At 56.1% G+C, this 16311-nt stretch carries 21 protein-coding genes and 1 pseudogene; 8 read left to right on the forward strand and 14 right to left on the reverse strand.

Going from position 1 to position 16311, the window contains the following annotated elements:
* Positions 1 to 66 precede the first annotated feature (66 nt).
* Complete coding sequence (locus tag CW267_RS23895) at positions 67 to 1275, reverse strand: HD domain-containing phosphohydrolase (RefSeq protein WP_032730065.1); 1209 nt, start codon at positions 1273 to 1275, stop codon at positions 67 to 69.
* 308 nt (positions 1276 to 1583) lie between these two features.
* Between CW267_RS23895 and fraE the strand changes: the two genes are divergently transcribed.
* The 4 genes from fraE (at position 1584) to CW267_RS23915 (ending at position 5321) form a co-directional block, all read left to right on the forward strand.
* Complete coding sequence (fraE, locus tag CW267_RS23900) at positions 1584 to 2627, forward strand: fructose-asparagine asparaginase (RefSeq protein WP_012542131.1); 1044 nt, start codon at positions 1584 to 1586, stop codon at positions 2625 to 2627.
* Between the two features lie 657 nt (positions 2628 to 3284).
* Positions 3285 to 4199, forward strand: coding sequence for a kdo(2)-lipid IV(A) palmitoleoyltransferase (gene lpxP, locus CW267_RS23905; protein WP_008807690.1), 915 nt, complete (start codon positions 3285 to 3287; stop codon positions 4197 to 4199).
* A gap of 89 nt (positions 4200 to 4288) precedes the next feature.
* Positions 4289 to 4927, forward strand: a complete 639-nt coding sequence (gene leuE, locus CW267_RS23910; RefSeq protein WP_004203730.1) for a leucine efflux protein LeuE — start codon at positions 4289 to 4291, stop codon at positions 4925 to 4927.
* A 130-nt stretch (positions 4928 to 5057) separates the two neighbouring features.
* A complete protein-coding gene (locus CW267_RS23915; protein ID WP_004203731.1) occupies positions 5058 to 5321 on the forward strand; it encodes a DUF2534 family protein in 264 nt (87 codons plus the stop codon).
* Positions 5322 to 5380: 59 nt separating this feature from the next.
* Here the strand turns inward: CW267_RS23915 and CW267_RS23920 are convergent, their stop codons facing one another.
* The 4 genes from CW267_RS23920 to CW267_RS23935 all read right to left on the reverse strand — a co-directional run bounded on the left by CW267_RS23920 (position 5381) and on the right by CW267_RS23935 (position 6872).
* The gene (locus tag CW267_RS23920; RefSeq protein ID WP_012542130.1) at positions 5381 to 5506 is read right to left on the reverse strand and encodes a hypothetical protein; all 126 of its coding nucleotides are present in this window, start codon (positions 5504 to 5506) and stop codon (positions 5381 to 5383) included.
* A gap of 119 nt (positions 5507 to 5625) precedes the next feature.
* Positions 5626 to 5700 (reverse strand): protein YoaJ, encoded by a 75-nt coding sequence (yoaJ, locus tag CW267_RS31740; protein WP_004892898.1) that lies wholly within the window; start codon positions 5698 to 5700, stop codon positions 5626 to 5628.
* Complete coding sequence (locus tag CW267_RS23930) at positions 5700 to 5801, reverse strand: YoaK family small membrane protein (RefSeq protein WP_004150782.1); 102 nt, start codon at positions 5799 to 5801, stop codon at positions 5700 to 5702. Before CW267_RS23930 ends, yoaJ begins: the two co-directional genes overlap by 1 nt.
* 57 nt (positions 5802 to 5858) lie before the next feature.
* Entirely contained in the window at positions 5859 to 6872 is a 1014-nt protein-coding gene (locus CW267_RS23935) for a sensor domain-containing diguanylate cyclase (RefSeq protein ID WP_032732792.1), read from the reverse strand.
* A 301-nt stretch (positions 6873 to 7173) separates the two neighbouring features.
* Here CW267_RS23935 and CW267_RS23940 point away from each other — a divergent pair, with 301 nt between their 5' ends.
* Positions 7174 to 7413: a DUF333 domain-containing protein gene (locus tag CW267_RS23940; RefSeq protein WP_008807687.1), complete on the forward strand. Its 240-nt coding sequence runs from the start codon at positions 7174 to 7176 to the stop codon at positions 7411 to 7413.
* On the opposite strand, the gene CW267_RS23945 is transcribed toward CW267_RS23940, so the two are convergent.
* Complete coding sequence (locus CW267_RS23945; protein ID WP_162493323.1) at positions 7403 to 7741, reverse strand: DUF488 domain-containing protein; 339 nt, start codon at positions 7739 to 7741, stop codon at positions 7403 to 7405. The two genes, CW267_RS23940 and CW267_RS23945, sit on opposite strands and share 11 nt — an antisense overlap.
* Before the next feature lie 4 nt (positions 7742 to 7745).
* Positions 7746 to 8255, reverse strand: coding sequence for a DUF523 domain-containing protein (locus CW267_RS23950; RefSeq protein ID WP_012968516.1), 510 nt, complete (start codon positions 8253 to 8255; stop codon positions 7746 to 7748).
* A 145-nt stretch (positions 8256 to 8400) separates the two neighbouring features.
* Here CW267_RS23950 and CW267_RS23955 point away from each other — a divergent pair, with 145 nt between their 5' ends.
* A complete protein-coding gene (locus tag CW267_RS23955; protein WP_012968515.1) occupies positions 8401 to 9093 on the forward strand; it encodes a CTP synthase in 693 nt (230 codons plus the stop codon).
* Between the two features lie 31 nt (positions 9094 to 9124).
* On the opposite strand, the gene CW267_RS23960 is transcribed toward CW267_RS23955, so the two are convergent.
* Positions 9125 to 10300, reverse strand: coding sequence for a CynX/NimT family MFS transporter (locus tag CW267_RS23960; RefSeq protein WP_162494479.1), 1176 nt, complete (start codon positions 10298 to 10300; stop codon positions 9125 to 9127).
* 106 nt (positions 10301 to 10406) lie between these two features.
* Here CW267_RS23960 and CW267_RS23965 point away from each other — a divergent pair, with 106 nt between their 5' ends.
* A complete protein-coding gene (locus CW267_RS23965) occupies positions 10407 to 11201 on the forward strand; it encodes an AraC family transcriptional regulator (protein WP_008807682.1) in 795 nt (264 codons plus the stop codon).
* Here the strand turns inward: CW267_RS23965 and CW267_RS23970 are convergent.
* From CW267_RS23970 to CW267_RS31470, 3 genes and pseudogenes are all read right to left on the reverse strand, one after another.
* On the reverse strand, positions 11185 to 11631 hold the full coding sequence (locus tag CW267_RS23970; protein ID WP_008807681.1) for a DUF441 domain-containing protein: 447 nt from the start codon (positions 11629 to 11631) through the stop codon (positions 11185 to 11187). The genes CW267_RS23965 and CW267_RS23970 overlap by 17 nt on opposite strands.
* 117 nt (positions 11632 to 11748) lie before the next feature.
* The gene (locus tag CW267_RS23975; RefSeq protein WP_008807680.1) at positions 11749 to 12249 is read right to left on the reverse strand and encodes a YbaK/prolyl-tRNA synthetase associated domain-containing protein; all 501 of its coding nucleotides are present in this window, start codon (positions 12247 to 12249) and stop codon (positions 11749 to 11751) included.
* A 95-nt stretch (positions 12250 to 12344) separates the two neighbouring features.
* Positions 12345 to 12501: pseudogene (locus CW267_RS31470) on the reverse strand (hypothetical protein).
* Between CW267_RS31470 and CW267_RS23980 the strand changes: the two are divergent.
* Entirely contained in the window at positions 12496 to 13632 is a 1137-nt protein-coding gene (locus CW267_RS23980) for a glycosyltransferase family 9 protein (RefSeq protein WP_162822960.1), read from the forward strand. The pseudogene CW267_RS31470 and the gene CW267_RS23980 overlap by 6 nt on opposite strands.
* Positions 13633 to 13803: 171 nt before the next feature.
* Here the strand turns inward: CW267_RS23980 and CW267_RS23985 are convergent, their stop codons facing one another.
* The 3 genes from CW267_RS23985 to umuD form a co-directional block, all read right to left on the reverse strand.
* Complete coding sequence (locus CW267_RS23985) at positions 13804 to 14046, reverse strand: DinI family protein (RefSeq protein ID WP_002901096.1); 243 nt, start codon at positions 14044 to 14046, stop codon at positions 13804 to 13806.
* A gap of 262 nt (positions 14047 to 14308) precedes the next feature.
* Complete coding sequence (gene umuC, locus CW267_RS23990) at positions 14309 to 15571, reverse strand: translesion error-prone DNA polymerase V subunit UmuC (protein ID WP_012968510.1); 1263 nt, start codon at positions 15569 to 15571, stop codon at positions 14309 to 14311.
* A 2-nt stretch (positions 15572 to 15573) separates the two neighbouring features.
* Positions 15574 to 15993 (reverse strand): translesion error-prone DNA polymerase V autoproteolytic subunit, encoded by a 420-nt coding sequence (umuD, locus tag CW267_RS23995; RefSeq protein WP_008807676.1) that lies wholly within the window; start codon positions 15991 to 15993, stop codon positions 15574 to 15576.
* Positions 15994 to 16311: the final 318 nt, after the last annotated feature.

Here is a 16311-nt window from a genome sequence, read left to right on the forward strand (position 1 = left end):
TTCCTTGCATGCAGATGAAGCTGTTTTAATTATAGAACTCGCCCCCCGCCATGACGGCGGCCTGCCTCAGGGGCGGTGCTCGCTGCGGGGGTGTTCGAGGGTCTGAAGAATGATGGCGTGCAGCGTTTCCGCATGGTGGCGCAAAACGAGAAAGACATCGCTATCCAGAGCGCCATTTATAACATCCGCTTCCATAATCTGTAAGGCCTCCTGCCAGGCCATTCCTTTACGATAAGGGCGATCTTCGGTCAGCGCGGTGAAAATATCGGCGATAGAGATAATACGGTCGGCGAGGGTCAGATGATCTTTTTCGAGATGCAGAGGGTAGCCGCTGCCGTCCAGTTTTTCATGGTGATTCGACGCCCAGTTAATGATGTCGCCGAGCTCGCTGTAGTCGCTGAGGATCTCGCCGGTCATATAGCTGTGCTCGCGCACCTGGTTCAGTTCGTCCTCATCCAGTTCACCCTCTTTTTCGAGGATGGAGAGCGGGATAGAGATCTTGCCGATATCGTGCAGATAGCCGGCAATCTGAATTTGCTGGCAGATGGGCTCCGGCAGTTGCATCCAGCGGGCAAGCTGGCGGGCGATTTCCCCCACCATGATGCTATGGGTGGCGGTAAAGCTGCTGTAGGTGTCGACTATTTTGGCAATCAGCAGGCAGATATCTTTCAGACCATGAATATCCAGATACAGCGTGTTGATGGGACCAATAATTTCCAGCAGCCGTTGAATATGGCCGGGATGAAGGTGCTGCCAGAAGTTCGCATTTTCAGCGACCTCGCACAGCATATCGCACAGCGGCGGATCGATCTCCCGGTGCAGGGAGACGAACTGTTCCACCACCGCCCGTGTGGGCCAGCCGGCCACGTGACTCCCGGCAGGCAGCAGCCGTTCAAAGGCATCGGCGAAATAGACAATATGCTGTTCGCGGCTACCCCGGTGGCCCGGGCTAAAATGGTGATCGCGAATGAAGGGGACAATGGGCAGAAAGGTCACTAACCCTTCCAGCATCGCCGCCCCCTGGCGCTGATGCGGATCGTGGATGTTATCGATGGCATCCAGCGAATGAATGGTGCGTTTATCTCCCAGCACGCCGATATCGTGCAGCAGCGCGGCGCAAAAAATGGTCTGCTGTCGCTCGGCAGGCAGCCCCAGCCTTTGCGCCAGCGTCAGGGCGATTAAGGCCGTTCGTTGCATATGCCGGTGCAGTTCAGGGTTAATGATCTGAATGACTCTGGTCGTCAGCATTAGCGCTGATTTCAGGGCAATACGCATTTCTGTTCTCCGTACGCGTTACCTGGCGGGCAAAAATGACCTCGCGGGTGACGGAAGTGTCGATAATCTGATCGCAATGCGTGTTGTGTAGTTGGCTGCTGAACAGGTTAATACCCAGAATGTATCAGGTTCATAGCGCTGCCCGATTCAGAGCCTGCCGTGCACCAGATTTGGGCGATGTTGATGCGAGAACCTTATTATTGTCTGATAGTTAACCATTTCTCCCCCAAAAAATAAATAAATTCTGGCAAGCCCTTTGCATTAAGCAAGCGTTAGTTTGATTAATGTCTATGAAGGGAGTGACCTGTATGAATTTTAGAGCATTACTTACCATTGCGTTACTGACGATGAGCAGTCTGGCATTTAGCGAGACGCGTCTACCGCATATCGTTATTTTAGCCACCGGCGGGACAATTGCCGGTTCGGCGGCCAGCAATACCCAGACAACGGGTTATAAAGCCGGGGCGATTGGGGTGCAGACGCTGATTAACGCCGTGCCGGAAATGAGTAAAATCGCCCACGTCGAAGGCGAGCAGGTGGCGAATATCGGCAGTGAGAATATGACCAGCGACATTATCCTGGAACTCTCGAAGCGGGTGAATGCGTTATTGGCCCGGGATGATGTCGATGGCGTGGTGATCACCCACGGCACGGACACCCTCGATGAAACCCCTTATTTCCTCAATCTGACGGTCAAAAGCAACAAGCCGGTGGTCTTTACCGCGGCGATGCGTCCGGCGACGGCGATCAGCGCCGACGGGCCGATGAACCTGCTGGAAGCGGTCACAGTCGCCGCCGATCCTGATGCCCGGGGTCGCGGGGTGATGGTGGTGCTGAACGACCGCATCGGCGCGGCGCGCTTCGTCACCAAAACCAATGCCACTTCGCTGGATACCTTCCGGGCGCCGGAGGAGGGCTACCTTGGCGTCGTGGTGGGCGGAAAACCCCAGTTCGAGACGCGCGTGGATAAAATTCACACCCTGCGCTCGGTGTTCGATGTCCGCCAGCTGAAGACCCTGCCGAAGGTGGTGATCATTTATGGTTATCAGGACGACCCGGAGTATATGTACGACGCGGCGATCGCCCATCATGCCGACGGTATTATCTACGCCGGAACCGGGGCGGGGTCGGTGTCGGTACGTAGCGCTGCGGGCATCAAAAAAGCGCAGCAGGCGGGCATCGTGGTGGTTCGCGCCTCCCGTACCGGCAGCGGCGTCGTGCCGCCGGATGACAGCCAGCCTGGGCTGGTGTCCGACTCCCTCAACCCAGCGAAAGCGCGTATTCTGTTGATGACTGCGCTGACGCAAACGAAAGATCCACAGCTGATCCAGCAATATTTCCACACCTACTGATCCTCTGCGGCCAGGGCGTCGTTCACGCCTTCGCTGCGGTTTGCCCCACAGTGACCCGATGTCGGGTCACTGTCCGCGCTAAACGCCGCGCTTTATGCGTATAAGGCGTAAAGAAATATTTTTTTTACGGCGGGTGAGGGCGGTATTAAAGTGCAAACAACTGGCAAGACGCTTATTTTTAAAGCATCTTTAAATAAGTCTATTCTTAATTATTCCCTTAAGGCGATTTTAATATTCCTTATGCCGACGGATAAAAAGTGTTTCACTCTGAAGCGGGAGTGCTTTAATTCTTTCGCGGTACAGACGACGATCTTGTGGACGCGGGCAGGCTGCGGGCCACGTGGCTGAGCGGGCTCAGTCCCCGGCAGACAAGGCGTTCTCGCGGCGGGTTTCGGTTATGCCTGTTAGTAACGCTGATGATTAGCGTGAAAATGATATGCACGATGAATATATTAAGAAGAGGATAAGATTTAAGTTTACATTTGGTAACATTTGTGCCGCAATTATGTTTTTTTGTCAGCAAGTTGTTTTTTACTTGCCGGAGGGAATTTCAGCGGATTAGTATTGTCGAACTTGCTGTACGTACCGCCTAATGATGATAAATGGATTCTGTTTTCCTTAAGCGTTACCACATAATTAATGTTTACAGGAAAAATCATGGCCTGCGTATTTAATAAACAACTTTTACACCCGCGCAACTGGCTGACCTGGTTTGGGCTCGGCATCCTCTGGTTAATCGTGCAACTGCCTTATCCGCTGCTGCATTTTATTGGCACCAGCGCGGGTCGCCTCTCCCGACGCTTTCTCAAACGCCGCGAACATATCGCCCGGCGCAATATTGAGCTCTGCTTCCCGGACATGTCGCCGGCGGCGCGCGAGACCCTGATCGATCAAAACTTTATGTCGCTGGGAATGGGGCTTATCGAAACCGGCATGGCCTGGTTCTGGAGCGACGAGCGGGTCAAAAAATGGTTTGATGTCGAAGGATTTGCCAACCTTAATCATGCGCTTAGCGGCGGCAAAGGGGTGATGGTGGTCGGTGTGCACTTTATGTCGCTGGAGCTGGGCGGGCGCGCGATGGGGCTGTGCCGTCCAATGATGGCCACTTATCGTCCGCACAACAGCCCGCTGATGGAGTGGGTGCAAACCCGTGGTCGCCTGCGTTCGAACAAAGCGATGATCGATCGCAACAACCTGACCGGTCTGGTGCATGCCTTAAAATCAGGTGAAGCGGTGTGGTTTGCTCCCGACCAGGATTACGGTCCTAAGGGCAGCGTGTTTGCGCCGTTTTTCTCTGTCCCACAGGCGGCGACCACCAACGGCACCTATGTTCTGTCTCGTTTATCGGGTGCGAAAATGCTGAGTATCAGTATGGTGCGCAAGCTGGATCGCCAGGGCTACAGCCTGCATATTAGCGAAGTAATGAATGATTATCCGGGTGAAGATAAGCAGATCGCTGCCGGCTATATCAACAAGGTGATCGAGCGCGAGATTTTGCGTGCCCCCGAGCAGTATCTGTGGGTGCACCGTCGTTTTAAAACCCGCCCGCTGGGTGAACCTTCCGTCTATTAACCTTCCAGCACAGGCTGCGCTTTCAAAATCCCGACAGTTGGGGTAACGTGAGCCGGATCATGTTTTAGTCGTGCGCGAAGGAGTGCAGAGTGTTCGCTGAGTTTGGTGTTCTGAATTATTTGACCTACCTGGTCGGGGCGGTGTTTATCATCCTCGTTCCTGGCCCTAATACGTTTTTTGTGCTGAAGACGGGCATTGCCCACGGCGTGAAGAAAGGCTATCTGGCAGCGGCGGGCGTCTTTATTGGCGACGCGGTGCTGATGTTTCTGGCCTTTGCCGGCGTGGCGACGCTGATTAAGACCACGCCGGTGCTGTTTAACGTCGTCCGCTACCTCGGGGCGATCTACCTGCTGTGGCTGGGGGGTAAAATGCTCTACGCGGTGCTGACTCAGCGCGATGGCCAGGCCGACGCCAGCGCGGAGCCGGCGAGCGCGATCCTCAAGCGCTCTCTGACCCTGAGTCTGACCAATCCGAAAGCGATTCTGTTCTATGTGTCGTTTTTCGTGCAGTTTATCGATGTCAACGCCAAAGCGCCCGGCGTGGCGTTCTTTATTCTGGCGCTGACCCTCGAGGTGATTAGCTTCTGCTATATGAGCTTTTTGATCCTCTCCGGCTCGTTTGTCACCCGCTACGTTAAAACCCGCAAGAAGCTGGCCAAACTTGGCAACAGCCTGATTGGTCTGGTTTTCGTTGGGTTCGCCGCGCGCCTGGCTACCCTGCAGTCCTGATCCCCTCGGGCCGGTTACCCGCTGACCGGCCCGCCGTCTCTTATTCTGCCCTGTAACAAAAACCCTTCATTTTTTATTGCATTGGTGTTACATATACAGCCGTTTATCGCTCAGCAAAAAGGAAGCCCCGATGATTCTGCAAAAACTCCTCAGCAATAAAAACTGCAAAAAATACTGTCTGTCGCTCGCGGCGGTGTTTGCTATCGCGCTGGCGGTGGTGGGGCGGGCGACCTTCGGGGGCGTGGTGAGCGAGTACAATATGCCGTACTCAGAGTGGACGACGTCCATGTTCTTCCTGCAGGGGGCGATGGTGACGGTTTACAGCATTGTCTTTACCGCGCTCTTCGCTATTCCTCTCGGCTTTATTTTCCTCGGCGATGAGCGCCAGGATTAAGCGTCAACGGGCGAACCGCGGTTCGCCCTGTCTTTTCGGCTCATCAACAGCCTGAAGGATTAATCATCGTCATGATAGTGATGATGGTGGTGATGGCGATGGGCGTGGTACCCATCGTCAATAATGCATCCCGATAACAGCGTGCACAGCGCAATAATCAACGGTAACACGATCGGTTTTTTCATCCCTTACTTCTCCCGCTATTCTGCTTTCCCCGGGGCAGAGAATGCCGCGGTGGATAACGTGAGTGTAAAGGGTTAACTTGTTGATGGGATAGGATAACTCCGCAATATCGCCGCCGCGATCACCACCAGCCGAACTGGCTGCCGGCCACCGCCACGATGGCGACAACCAGCATAATAATGGTGCTTTTTTTCATTATGCCCCACCTGGCGCCGCATAGCCGCCGACAAAAAACCAGCCGAGAAAGACGACGGCGATGATAAAGATCGCCACCGGGAAAAGAATACCCAATTTCATGATAGTGTCCCTGTACCCACGAATGATGCCCTGCATGATACTGGATATCGCGGTACTTTAGTCAATATGAATGAAATTCTCCTGACGGCGGGACTTCTTATCCTGGTACATCGCCTCATCGGCGGCGCGTAAAGCCGCTTCAACATCGATACTCTGCGGATCGCAGATGATCACCCCGAAGCTGGCTCCTTCATAGTCGATACGCTGTTCGCCGAGGAAGTAGACGCCGCACAGGGCCTGGCGCAGGATCGTGACATACGCCTGCTGCGCGGCAGGTTGCTGGGCGCTACCGACGATCAAAAACTCATCGCCGCCAAGACGACCAACGATATCCTCACGGCGCGCGACGGCGGTGAGTCGTTCGCCGACCTGCACCAGGAAGCTGTCGCCGCACGGATGACCGAACCGATCGTTAATGGCTTTGAAACCGTCGAGATCGATAAAAATCAGCGAGACCTGCTGCTGCTGGGCGCGGGCGGCGGCAAAGCGTAGCGCCAGCTGCTTAAACAGCGCACGGCGATTAGGAAGCTGGGTGAGCTCATCGGTCGACGAGTGCAGCTCCAGTGCGACGTTAGCCGCCTGCAGCTGTTGCACCAGGGTGTCTTTTTCCACGTAGTGGGAAATGAGCTTCGCGAACAGGCCCATCACCTGTTCACCTTCGAGATTATAAGGTTGCTTCTGTCGGCTGGTGGCGCAGAGGGTACCGAACAGAGAGCCGTCGGCCAGGCGGACGGGAATGCTTAAAAAGGTGGCGATCCCCAGCTCCTGGGCGGCGATGCAGGAGTGCCAGCGATGGGCCACGTCGTTGCTAAACGTGCACTGATCCTCAAGGGCGCGTTTGCACAGGGATTCATCCCAGGGGACGGAGAATCCTTCCGGGATCTGCATTTCGCTGCTGTTGTGGGCGAACATCACCTGCTGCCGCTGGGCGTTGATATCGATGCGGGTAAGATAGGTTGACTCCATTCGGGTCACCGCCTCCAGCATCTCCAGCAGCTGGCGCACCAGGGTTTCCAGGGACTGTTCCGCAGCGAGGGTTTGCGACACCCGGGCAAGAATAAAATCTGACATGAATAATACAGCTCCAGCACGCCAAACGTCACCCCAGCATAATGGGCTGCAAACGGACATCAGCGTCGAATAAACAGTGATATTTTTAAATTTATCACATCTGTTTGGGGAATACTTGTCCACGCGGCAGGAAAAAAAGCCCCGTCGGGGGCGACGGGGAAAAACTCATTGATTATGGAATGATCTGTTCTCTGGTCAGTTCGAGAACAGGGGCTACTCTACGGGGGAAAAGTGCAGGCAAGATGGAGAAAACGTGGAGATTCAGGCTAAAATCCCCGGGCATTCAGGAAAGGGAGGAACGATGAAAAAGTTACTGGCTATTCTGCCACTGGTATTAGCCGGCTGTGCCCAGCCGCAGTCCACCGCGCCGACGAAAACCATCGGCATGGCCAATCCCGCGTCGGTGTACTGTCAGCAATCCGGCGGTACCCGGGTGCCGGTGCAAACGCCGCAGGGCGTTAGCACCCAGTGCAAACTACCCAGCGGCGAAACCCTCGACGAGTGGGCGCTGTGGCGCCGGGATCATCCGGCTAAATCGTAACCGGCAGGGCCGCCAGCCAGGCGGCCAACACCCGGGCATGATTCTGCTCGGTGTTCTTCGCAGCGTACAGCAGCGTCAACGGCTGGCGCTGCGCCAGCGCCGCCAGCCGCAGGCCCGTTTCACGATGGGTGTCGAGCTCCTGGCGATAGCGCTGGCTGAAGTGGGCGAAATCGATCGCCTCGCCGTGAAAGGCTTTTCGCAGCTCAGCGGAAGGCGTTAACGCCTTACACCACTCATCACAGGCCAGCGCCTCTTTTTTAATCCCCCGCGGCCAGAGACGGTCGACCAGCACCCGGTAGCCGTCGCTGCTTTCCTGCGGGTCATACACCCGTTTACATTGAATCATCATCCTGCTCCCTCTGTGCCATCCAGGCGAGCAACTGCGGGATTTGCCCGTCGGAAAATACCGTGATGCCGTGAGCGCGCAGCAGATCGGCCGCGACCCCGGCGCCCGCTTTGCGTCGTCCGCGAAAGGAGCCGTCATAGACAAACTGGCTGCCGCAGGTAGGGCTGCCATCGGTGAGTAACGCTGCCTGACAGCCCGCTTCCCGGGCGGCGCTGAGCGCCAGCCAGGCGGCCAGCTGGTAATGTCCCGTGACGTCGCGGCCGTCGCTTTCCACGATCCGCGCCCGCCCGGCAAGGACATCTCCGCCTGCGCCGCCGACGATCTCCGCCGGCAGACGGGGCGTGGACAGACCGGCCGCCAGCTCCGGGCAGTGGATCACCAGCCGCCCCGTCTGCTGCCAGCGGGACAGCGTCGCCGCCAGCTGTGCCTTCTCGCTACCGTTATACCGCACCTGGAATCCCATCAGGCAGGCGCTGACCAAAAGCTTACTTTTCATCCTTTCTCCCTTTCACGCTTGCTCCAGTATACCTTACCCGCCGGCGGGGGCGGTGGGGCGAAAATAAGGATTGTGTTCCACTGGAGGGATCGCTATCCTGACGTGCCTTGTGCTGCTCGTCTCGTCCAGACATAAGGAACCTGCTATGAAAACCCCTTTACGCCTCGCCCTCGTCGGCGATTATCACCCCGATATTGTTGCCCATCAGGCCATTCCCCTGGCGATAGACGATGCTGCCGCCGTGCTGGAGCAGCCGGTGAAATATGACTGGCTCGCCACCCCATCGATCGTCTCCGGCGAGGCGCTGGCCGAGTACGATGCCGTCTGGGTCGTTCCCGGTAGCCCGTATCGTCATCCGCAGGGGGCCTTTACTGCGATCCGCTATGCCCGCGAAAACGGCATCCCTTTCCTCGGCACCTGCGGCGGCTTTCAGCACGCGGTGATTGAATACGCCCGTAACGTGCTCGGCTGGCAGGATGCCGGTCATGCGGAAACTGACAGCGAAGGGCGGATGGTGATCGCTCCCCTTAGCTGTTCGCTGGTGGAGACCTCCGCCGTCGTCGAGCTGCGGGCGAATACGCTGATTGCCCGCGCCTATGGCCGGGAGAGCATTGAAGAGGGCTACCACTGCCGGTACGGGGTGGACAGCGCGTTTGCCGGTGAGCTGGAACAGGGCGATCTGCGCGTCACCGGCTGGGATGAAGAGGGTGAGATCCGCGCCGTCGAGCTGGTGACGCATCCGTTTTTTGTCGCCACGTTGTTCCAGCATGAACGCCACGCGCTGGATGGGCGTCCCTCGCCGCTGGTACAGGCGCTGATTCGCGCCGCGGCACAATAAACCCACCGGCAGCGGGCGCTGCCGGTCATCTTCAGGAATGGATTTCCCGGTCTCGTCCGGCGAGGGCGCCGCAGACCGCCATCACCAGCGAAATCAGCGCCACCGCCAGCAGCGGAATATGCCAGTCGCCATTAGCATCGTGGATCTTACCCATCAGCGGCGGCCCGCAGGCGGCCAGCAGATAGCCGACGCTCTGCGCCATCCCTGACAGCGCCGCGGCCTGGTGCGCCGAGCTGGCGCGCAGGCCGATAAACGTCAGGCCGAGGATCATGGTAGCTCCGGAGCCAAAGCCGAACAGCAGCGTCCAGCCGATCGCCAGCCCTGGCAGCAGCCACAGCCCGGCGGCGCTGATGGCGCACATCAGGGCGACCAGCACCGCGATCCCACGCTGGTCGCGCAGCCGATGCAGGATCAACGGTATCGCCAGACCTGGCGCGGCGGTCGCCAGCTGCAGCAGGCCATGCAGCGAGCCGGCCTGCGCTTCGCTATAGCCCATACTCTGTAGAATCGACGGCAGCCAGCCGATAATCACGTAATAGACCAGCGAGTTGATGCCGAGGAACAGCGTCACCTGCCAGGCCAGCGCCGACCGCCAGATCCCCCGATTATGCATGGCGCCTGAGCCGGTCAATGGCGCCTCCGCCCGGTGCCGGGACTGTGGTAGCCAGCTGAGGATTGCCAGCAGCGGGAAGACCATCAGCAGCAACAGCGCGCCGCGCCAGCCGAATCCGGCCATTGCCACGGGAACCACCAGCGCCGAGCCGAGCGCCGCCGCGCCGCCCATCGTCAGGGAATAGGCGCCGGTCATCCGCGCGACATGCTGCGAGAAATCGCGTTTAATCAGCCCGGGCAGCAGGACATTGCCCAGCGCAATACCGCAGCCGATCACCGCCGTGCCGATAAACAGCAGTGCAGCGGAGGGCAGGGAGCGCAGGGCAATGCCGGCGCAGATTAGCAGCATCGCCAGCAGCAGGCTGCGTTCCATGCCGAACCGGCGGGCAACTCCTGCCGCCAGCGGCGAAACAAGGCCAAAGGCCAGCAGCGGCAGGGTAGTGAGTAGCCCGGTCTGCGCGGTGGTCAGGCCATAGTCGCTACGAATCGCGTCCAGCAGCGGCGCCGCGCCGGTAAAGACCACGCGCAGGGTAGTGGCGATGAGCAAGATACCGGCAATCAGCAGCGCGGGGCGGCGGCCGGTAGAGGAGATCACAGAAGACATATCATTCTCAAGGTAACTAACGAGGGGGTTACGATAGCGACTTTGTCCTCTGTTTAAATCAAGCTAAAATGACAGATTATCGCTAATATCGGACAACATGATGATCGGACTGGGTCTGGATGGTTATGAACCGGACAGTGGCCACGAATCGGCCATTGCCTTTCGTATTCAGGTGGTGGAGGCGGAGCAGTATATTCCGGCGCATTCTCACCGTAAGGGGCAGCTGATCCTCGCCCTGCACGGCGCCTTGACCTGCGAGGTGGAGAACGCGATGTGGATGGTGCCGCCGCAGTATGCGGTGTGGGTCCCGGGACAGCTTTCCCACAGTAACCGCGCCACCCCCGGCGCCCAGGTGTGTTTCCTGTTCATCGAGCCGGGCGCCGCGCCGATGCCGGACCGCTGCTGTACGTTAAAGATTTCCCCACTGGTGCGGGAGCTGATCCTCACCCTGGCGGAACGCGGCGGGGAGTTGCTGGCCGCCCCTGCCACGGCCCGGCTGGTGCAGGTTCTGTTTGATGAGCTGCCCCGGCAGCCGCAGGAGCACCTGCAGCTGCCGGTATCAAACCACCCGAAAATTCGTCAGATGGTGACGATGATGGCCGAGGATCCGGCGCGCTGGCAGACCCTGAGCCAGTGGGCGGCGGTGTTTGCGATGAGCGAGCGCAATCTGGCCCGCCTGGTGGTGCGCGAAACGGGGCTGAGCTTTCGCCGCTGGCGCCATCAGCTGCAGCTGATCCTCGCGCTGCAGCTGCTGATCCGCGGGCAGACGGTGCAGCAAACGGCTCAGGCGCTGGGCTATGACTCCACCACCGCCTTCATCACCATGTTTAAAAAAGGACTCGGACAGACGCCGGGCCGCTATCACGGCAGCCTGGCTACGACTTCCCAATAAACAATGAGATGATCCCGGCGGCAATCAGCGGTCCGACCGGGACGCCGCGAAACAGGGCGACGCCGAGTACCGTGCCGACCAGCAGCCCGGCCACCAGATGCGGCTGGGTGCCCATCAGCGCTACGCCGCGCCCGCCGAGCCACGAAACAAACACCCCGACCGCAATCGCCAGCAGTGATTTCCAGTTCATAAAGGAGTGGATCAGCGTCGAGGGCGGCAGCGTACCGCTGGCGATAGGCGCCATCACGCCGATGGTTAAAATAATGATCCCGACGGTCAGCCCCTGTTTCTCAATCCAGGGAAAGAAGGTGTTCAGCGGTGTAACGCGCACGATAATCAGCACGAGGATAGAGATCGCTACGGTGGTGTTATGGCTGATAAAGCCGAGCGCCGCCAGACCCAGCAGGATCAACAGGGTGGTATCAAACATGTACAGAGGTCCTTGCCAAAAAAAGAAAGCCAAAAAATATCCCGCTTACTCTACGCATCGTGGCGTGAATAAACAGGATTTTCACGCCATGCGGCGAAAATCAGGGCGGATGCCCGGTTAGCTAAGGCGGCGAAAGGTCGCGATCTCCGGTCGGGCGATATGTAAATAATCCTCGGTATCGAGAATGATCGACCGGTCCAGGCGTCCGGCGTTAAAGGCGATTTGTGGAAAGCGCTCAAACAGCAGCGGGTCGGCCACCAGCCGCAGCGCCGGATGGAAGCTGAAGGGGGGAATGGCGCCGAACACGCAGGCGGTGAGGGCATCCACTTCCGCCGGACTGGCCAGCGAGGCTTTGCTGCCGCCGATATGCCGGGCCAGGCTGGCGAGATCGGCCTGCTGATCGGCGGCGAGGATCGCCAGCACATGCTGGTTGACGCCGTTTCCTTTTACTTTACAGACTAGCGCTTTTGCGCCCTGGCCAAGCGCGGTGCCGCGGATCGCCGAGACGGCTTCGCACTGGCCGACCGCGTCGTGCGCCATCACCCGGTAGCGCGCCTGGTGTTCGTCGAGCAGCGCGCACAGGCGCTGGTGGATATTACCTTCTACTGCTTCAAGCATAGCGTCCTCCTGACATCATCAAGCCGCCAGCTTAGCGCTGTTGCGTCAGCCTGCCAACGGTGGGCCGGGAAATTCACCATTCGCTCATTATTGCTTCACAGTGCTGTGGTGCAATCTCGCAGGCGCAGACGAGTTTTGTAAATAAAAAAAAGAATGATTTTCATTTTCAATCGAACTTTTTTTATTTCGCTCAGTCTCTATCGGACGACACAGAATATTAATAATTGCCGTAATGAGGTTAGGATGATGCACGATGCAACCATGCAGGGTTCCCCACGCAAGAAGTTTAATAAAATAAGGGAGCTCAACAGACGGCGGAATTACTTTACTAAGAAAGTACGTAATGCCCTGCGGGTGGGAGTGGCGAAAGCGCTCTGGGACCGCCGACGCCGGCAGCCGGTGGATTTGTCGTCCGCGAAAACTGTCTTACTCATGCGTAATGAGGGGGCGGTCGGCGATGTGGTGGTGGATTCCGCGCTGGTAAAATGCCTGCATCAGTCAGGTTATATCGTTGATTTTCTGCTGACGACCTCTAACAGCCAGGTGATGCGCTATAACCCGCGGATCCGCCATATTTATGAAGCTGAGCCGGTCAATTCCGCTGATTTTTTGCGTAAATTTAACCATAACGTTCCCCGCGACGTCATTAATGAACTGGCTAATAATAAGTACGATATTATTATTGACCCTTCGCTGTTCGATATTCCCGTGCATCGCCTGCGGCTTTTTCGACAAATAAAAGCCAAATCAGTACTCGGGTTTAATAAATGGCCATCGATTAAACATTACTCTCACTCTTTTGATTTTGACTGCCAGCGCTGGCACGTAACGAAGACGTTCGCGTTGATCGCCGACTATCTCCAACTGGACACCCGCGCTCTGGACACTTACGACCTGGCGGTGCCCGGGCCGATTATGCAGGAGGTGGCGCAGTATCTGGCGTCGCTGAGCGGAAAAGCGGTAGTGATTAATATTTTTGCCGGCCATGCCGACCGGAGTCTCTCCCAGACGCAGCTGGCCGAACTGCTCGACAAGCTGCGGGCTCGCCATCCGGGGCTGGCGGTTATTCTGCTCGATCACCGGCGTGAGATCCGCATCTCGCTGCCGCCGGAGGTGGTGATTAATCCGTTTAACACGCTGCACCATGCGATGGCGCTGATTGCCCAGGCGGAGCTGATTATCTCTCCGGACACCTCGGTGGTGCATATGGCGGCGGCGTGGAACAAACCGCTGATCGCGGTCTATAAGGACGTTCTGCTCAATAACCGGCTGTGGGCCCCGGGCTATGACAACGCCAGGCAGATCATTGTTAAATGCGGGAAGGTCCATCAGCATCGCGAGCTGGTGGATAGAATTATAGCGGCGCTACCGGAGACGCTGTGAGGGCGATGAGGGGAGGCTGGTAGGGCTCACCTGCTGGCCGTATGCAAGAGCCTGCAGGTGAGCGAAGGTTGCATTGCCAGTCTGCAACCGCCGCTATTGTACTGTTGCCCGCAGCTCTGACACATCCGGGAAAGCTCTTAAAGAGATGGCCACCGCCAACGACGGGCGGCATCACTCTTCAGTGAGCCACATATCCGCTTCTTCAAACATCTCCTGCACCGTACGGCTGATCAGCTCTTTTTCATGCTTGCTGGCGTCGGTGTTGATCGCCGGAAGCGTCATCATCGGCTTCACCCGCACTTCCGCTTCCGGGAAAATGCGCTGCATGCGTTTGGTCAGTTCGTTAAGAATGGCCTCTCTGGCACCCGGCAGCCCGGCAAAATTGCGCTTGTCATAAATCAGTTCCACAAACATCTTCTGTCCTCTGTATGCTGATCGCGGGCGATAGTTTTACTGTATTAATGTACAGTGTCAAGCGAATGCCGCGGTGCTGCTCATCCGCAACCTCGTGCGGGAGAGGGCTGCGCGCAAAAGCAGCACCTCGTCCGCCGGCGGTCAGGCAGGCCTCACTGACGAGCGGAGGGGATTTCCGCGCTGCAAAGGCGTTATCGCTGATTGCGTAGGCCTGGTAAACGCAGTGACCTTCACCCGAAGCGATGTCATTACCTGCGTACATTCATTTCGCGACGGGCAGGTCTGAATATCGGGTGGTGTAAGCCGGGGAAAGCATTTCACGCTTCATCGCCCAGGATTTTTCGATCCCCTGACCGGCAAACCAGACCTTTCCTTTCCCGGATTGATTTAATTGGTCGATAACATCCATTAACGCAGCACTATTTTTGCGCGGAGCGTTATCGTCAAATAAGTTTAGCTGCGCTATGCCATTACTGAAGAAATCAGCAAGCATAACACCGGCTTTCATATATCGATAACCATCAATCCAAATTCTCTGCAGGCAGTTTGTGGCACAATTTATAATGTCACGGGTATCATTAGACGGCGTTAATAGCTTCATTGACGCTTGGTTGCCATAATATGTTTCATTAACGGCGTGCGGACTCGTCCGGACAAATACGCTAACGAAGCGGCAAAATTGATGCTCACTGCGTAATTTTTCTGCTGCTCGCTCAGCATAGGCGCAAATGGCTTGATGCATATCTGAATACTGCGTTACCCGGTTGCCAAAAGAGCGACTACAAATAATCTGTTGTTTTGTTGGGGAAAATTCTTGTAGCTCAAAACATGGCTCACCACGCAGTTCGCGAACGGTCCTTTCCAGCACCACATTGAAGTGCTTTTTTATGACCCATAATGAGCTTTCTGCCAGATCCAGAGCGGTATTAATACCCATTAAATTAAGTTTTTTACTCATTTTTCGCCCAACGCCCCAGACCTCTTCAACAGGGACAAGGGCGAGTAGCCTGCGTTGGCGCACAATATTGGATAAGTCGACAACGCCGCCCGTGCCGCGCCATGTCTTGGCGGCATGGTTAGCGAGCTTGGCTAATGTCTTGGTTTGCGCAATACCTACGCCCACCGTTAAGCCAGTATTTTTCAATACGTTAGTTCTTATTTCATGGCCGAAGGTGGATAAGGGGACGCAATTCATTACTCCGGATAAATTAATAAAGGCTTCATCGATGGAGTAGATTTCTATTGATGGAGACATTGCCGTGAGCGTTTGCATAACACGGTCACTGAGGTCGGCATAAAGCGCATAGTTAGAACTGAAAAAATGAACACTGGAATAATAAGGGTTATTTTTTATTTTAAAGAAAGGTTCGCCATTTTTTATACCGAGGGATTTTGCTTCGGCAGAGCGAGAAATAATGCAGCCATCGTTATTGGACACGACCACAATAGGCTTCCCCTTTAAATCAGGGCGAAAAACCGTTTCACAAGAAGTATAGAAATTATTGACATCGACGAGGGCAAACATAATTATTTATGCGCTTTAATGCTAAAAATGACCACGCCAAATATTTCTAACTCTTCGGCATTATGAAACGAAATGGAAGCGTAATCGCGATTGTGCGGCACTAGCTGTAAAAAAGGATGAGTGCGAAGTTCTTTCACGGTGAATTCACCTGCGATAGCCGCAATGACGATATCACCATGTACGGCAGACAGTGAGCGGTCAACCACTAAAAGGTCTCCATCACTGATGCCGGCATCACGCATAGACTCTCCGCTGACTTTGATGAAGTAGGTAGCACTCGGATGTTTTATCAATAATTTATTGAGATCCAGCCTGTCCTCAACATAATCCTGAGCGGGGCTGGGAAATCCGCAGGGCACCCTCTCGGAGAAGAGGGGGAGCATGAGTGGGGGCGAAATCTCAGTTGGCCGAGTAAACTGCATGGTATCGATCCTCGAATACTGTTTTTATATACAGTATTATTGAATGTGCTGATGGATCAAGGCGCACGTGACGTTGTTTTTATAACTGCATGAATATAATGATGATTTATGTAAAACATGCCATGTGGTGTTGTTGCTGAACTGCCATCGCTGTGTAGCGCGACCAGTACGCCCAGGTTGATGTTTGCCCGGTAAGACGACCGCTGTATTACATGGAGCATGATCGACTCTTTTTTCACCCTCTCTTCAGTATTTAATATTATTGAGAAAGCGAAGGGTATGAGGATGTTTCATTGGAGGATGTTTATAAAATATTGT

It is taken from the genome of Klebsiella sp. X1-16S-Nf21, from assembly GCF_002837615.1.
GTDB lineage: Bacteria > Pseudomonadota > Gammaproteobacteria > Enterobacterales > Enterobacteriaceae > Klebsiella > Klebsiella variicola.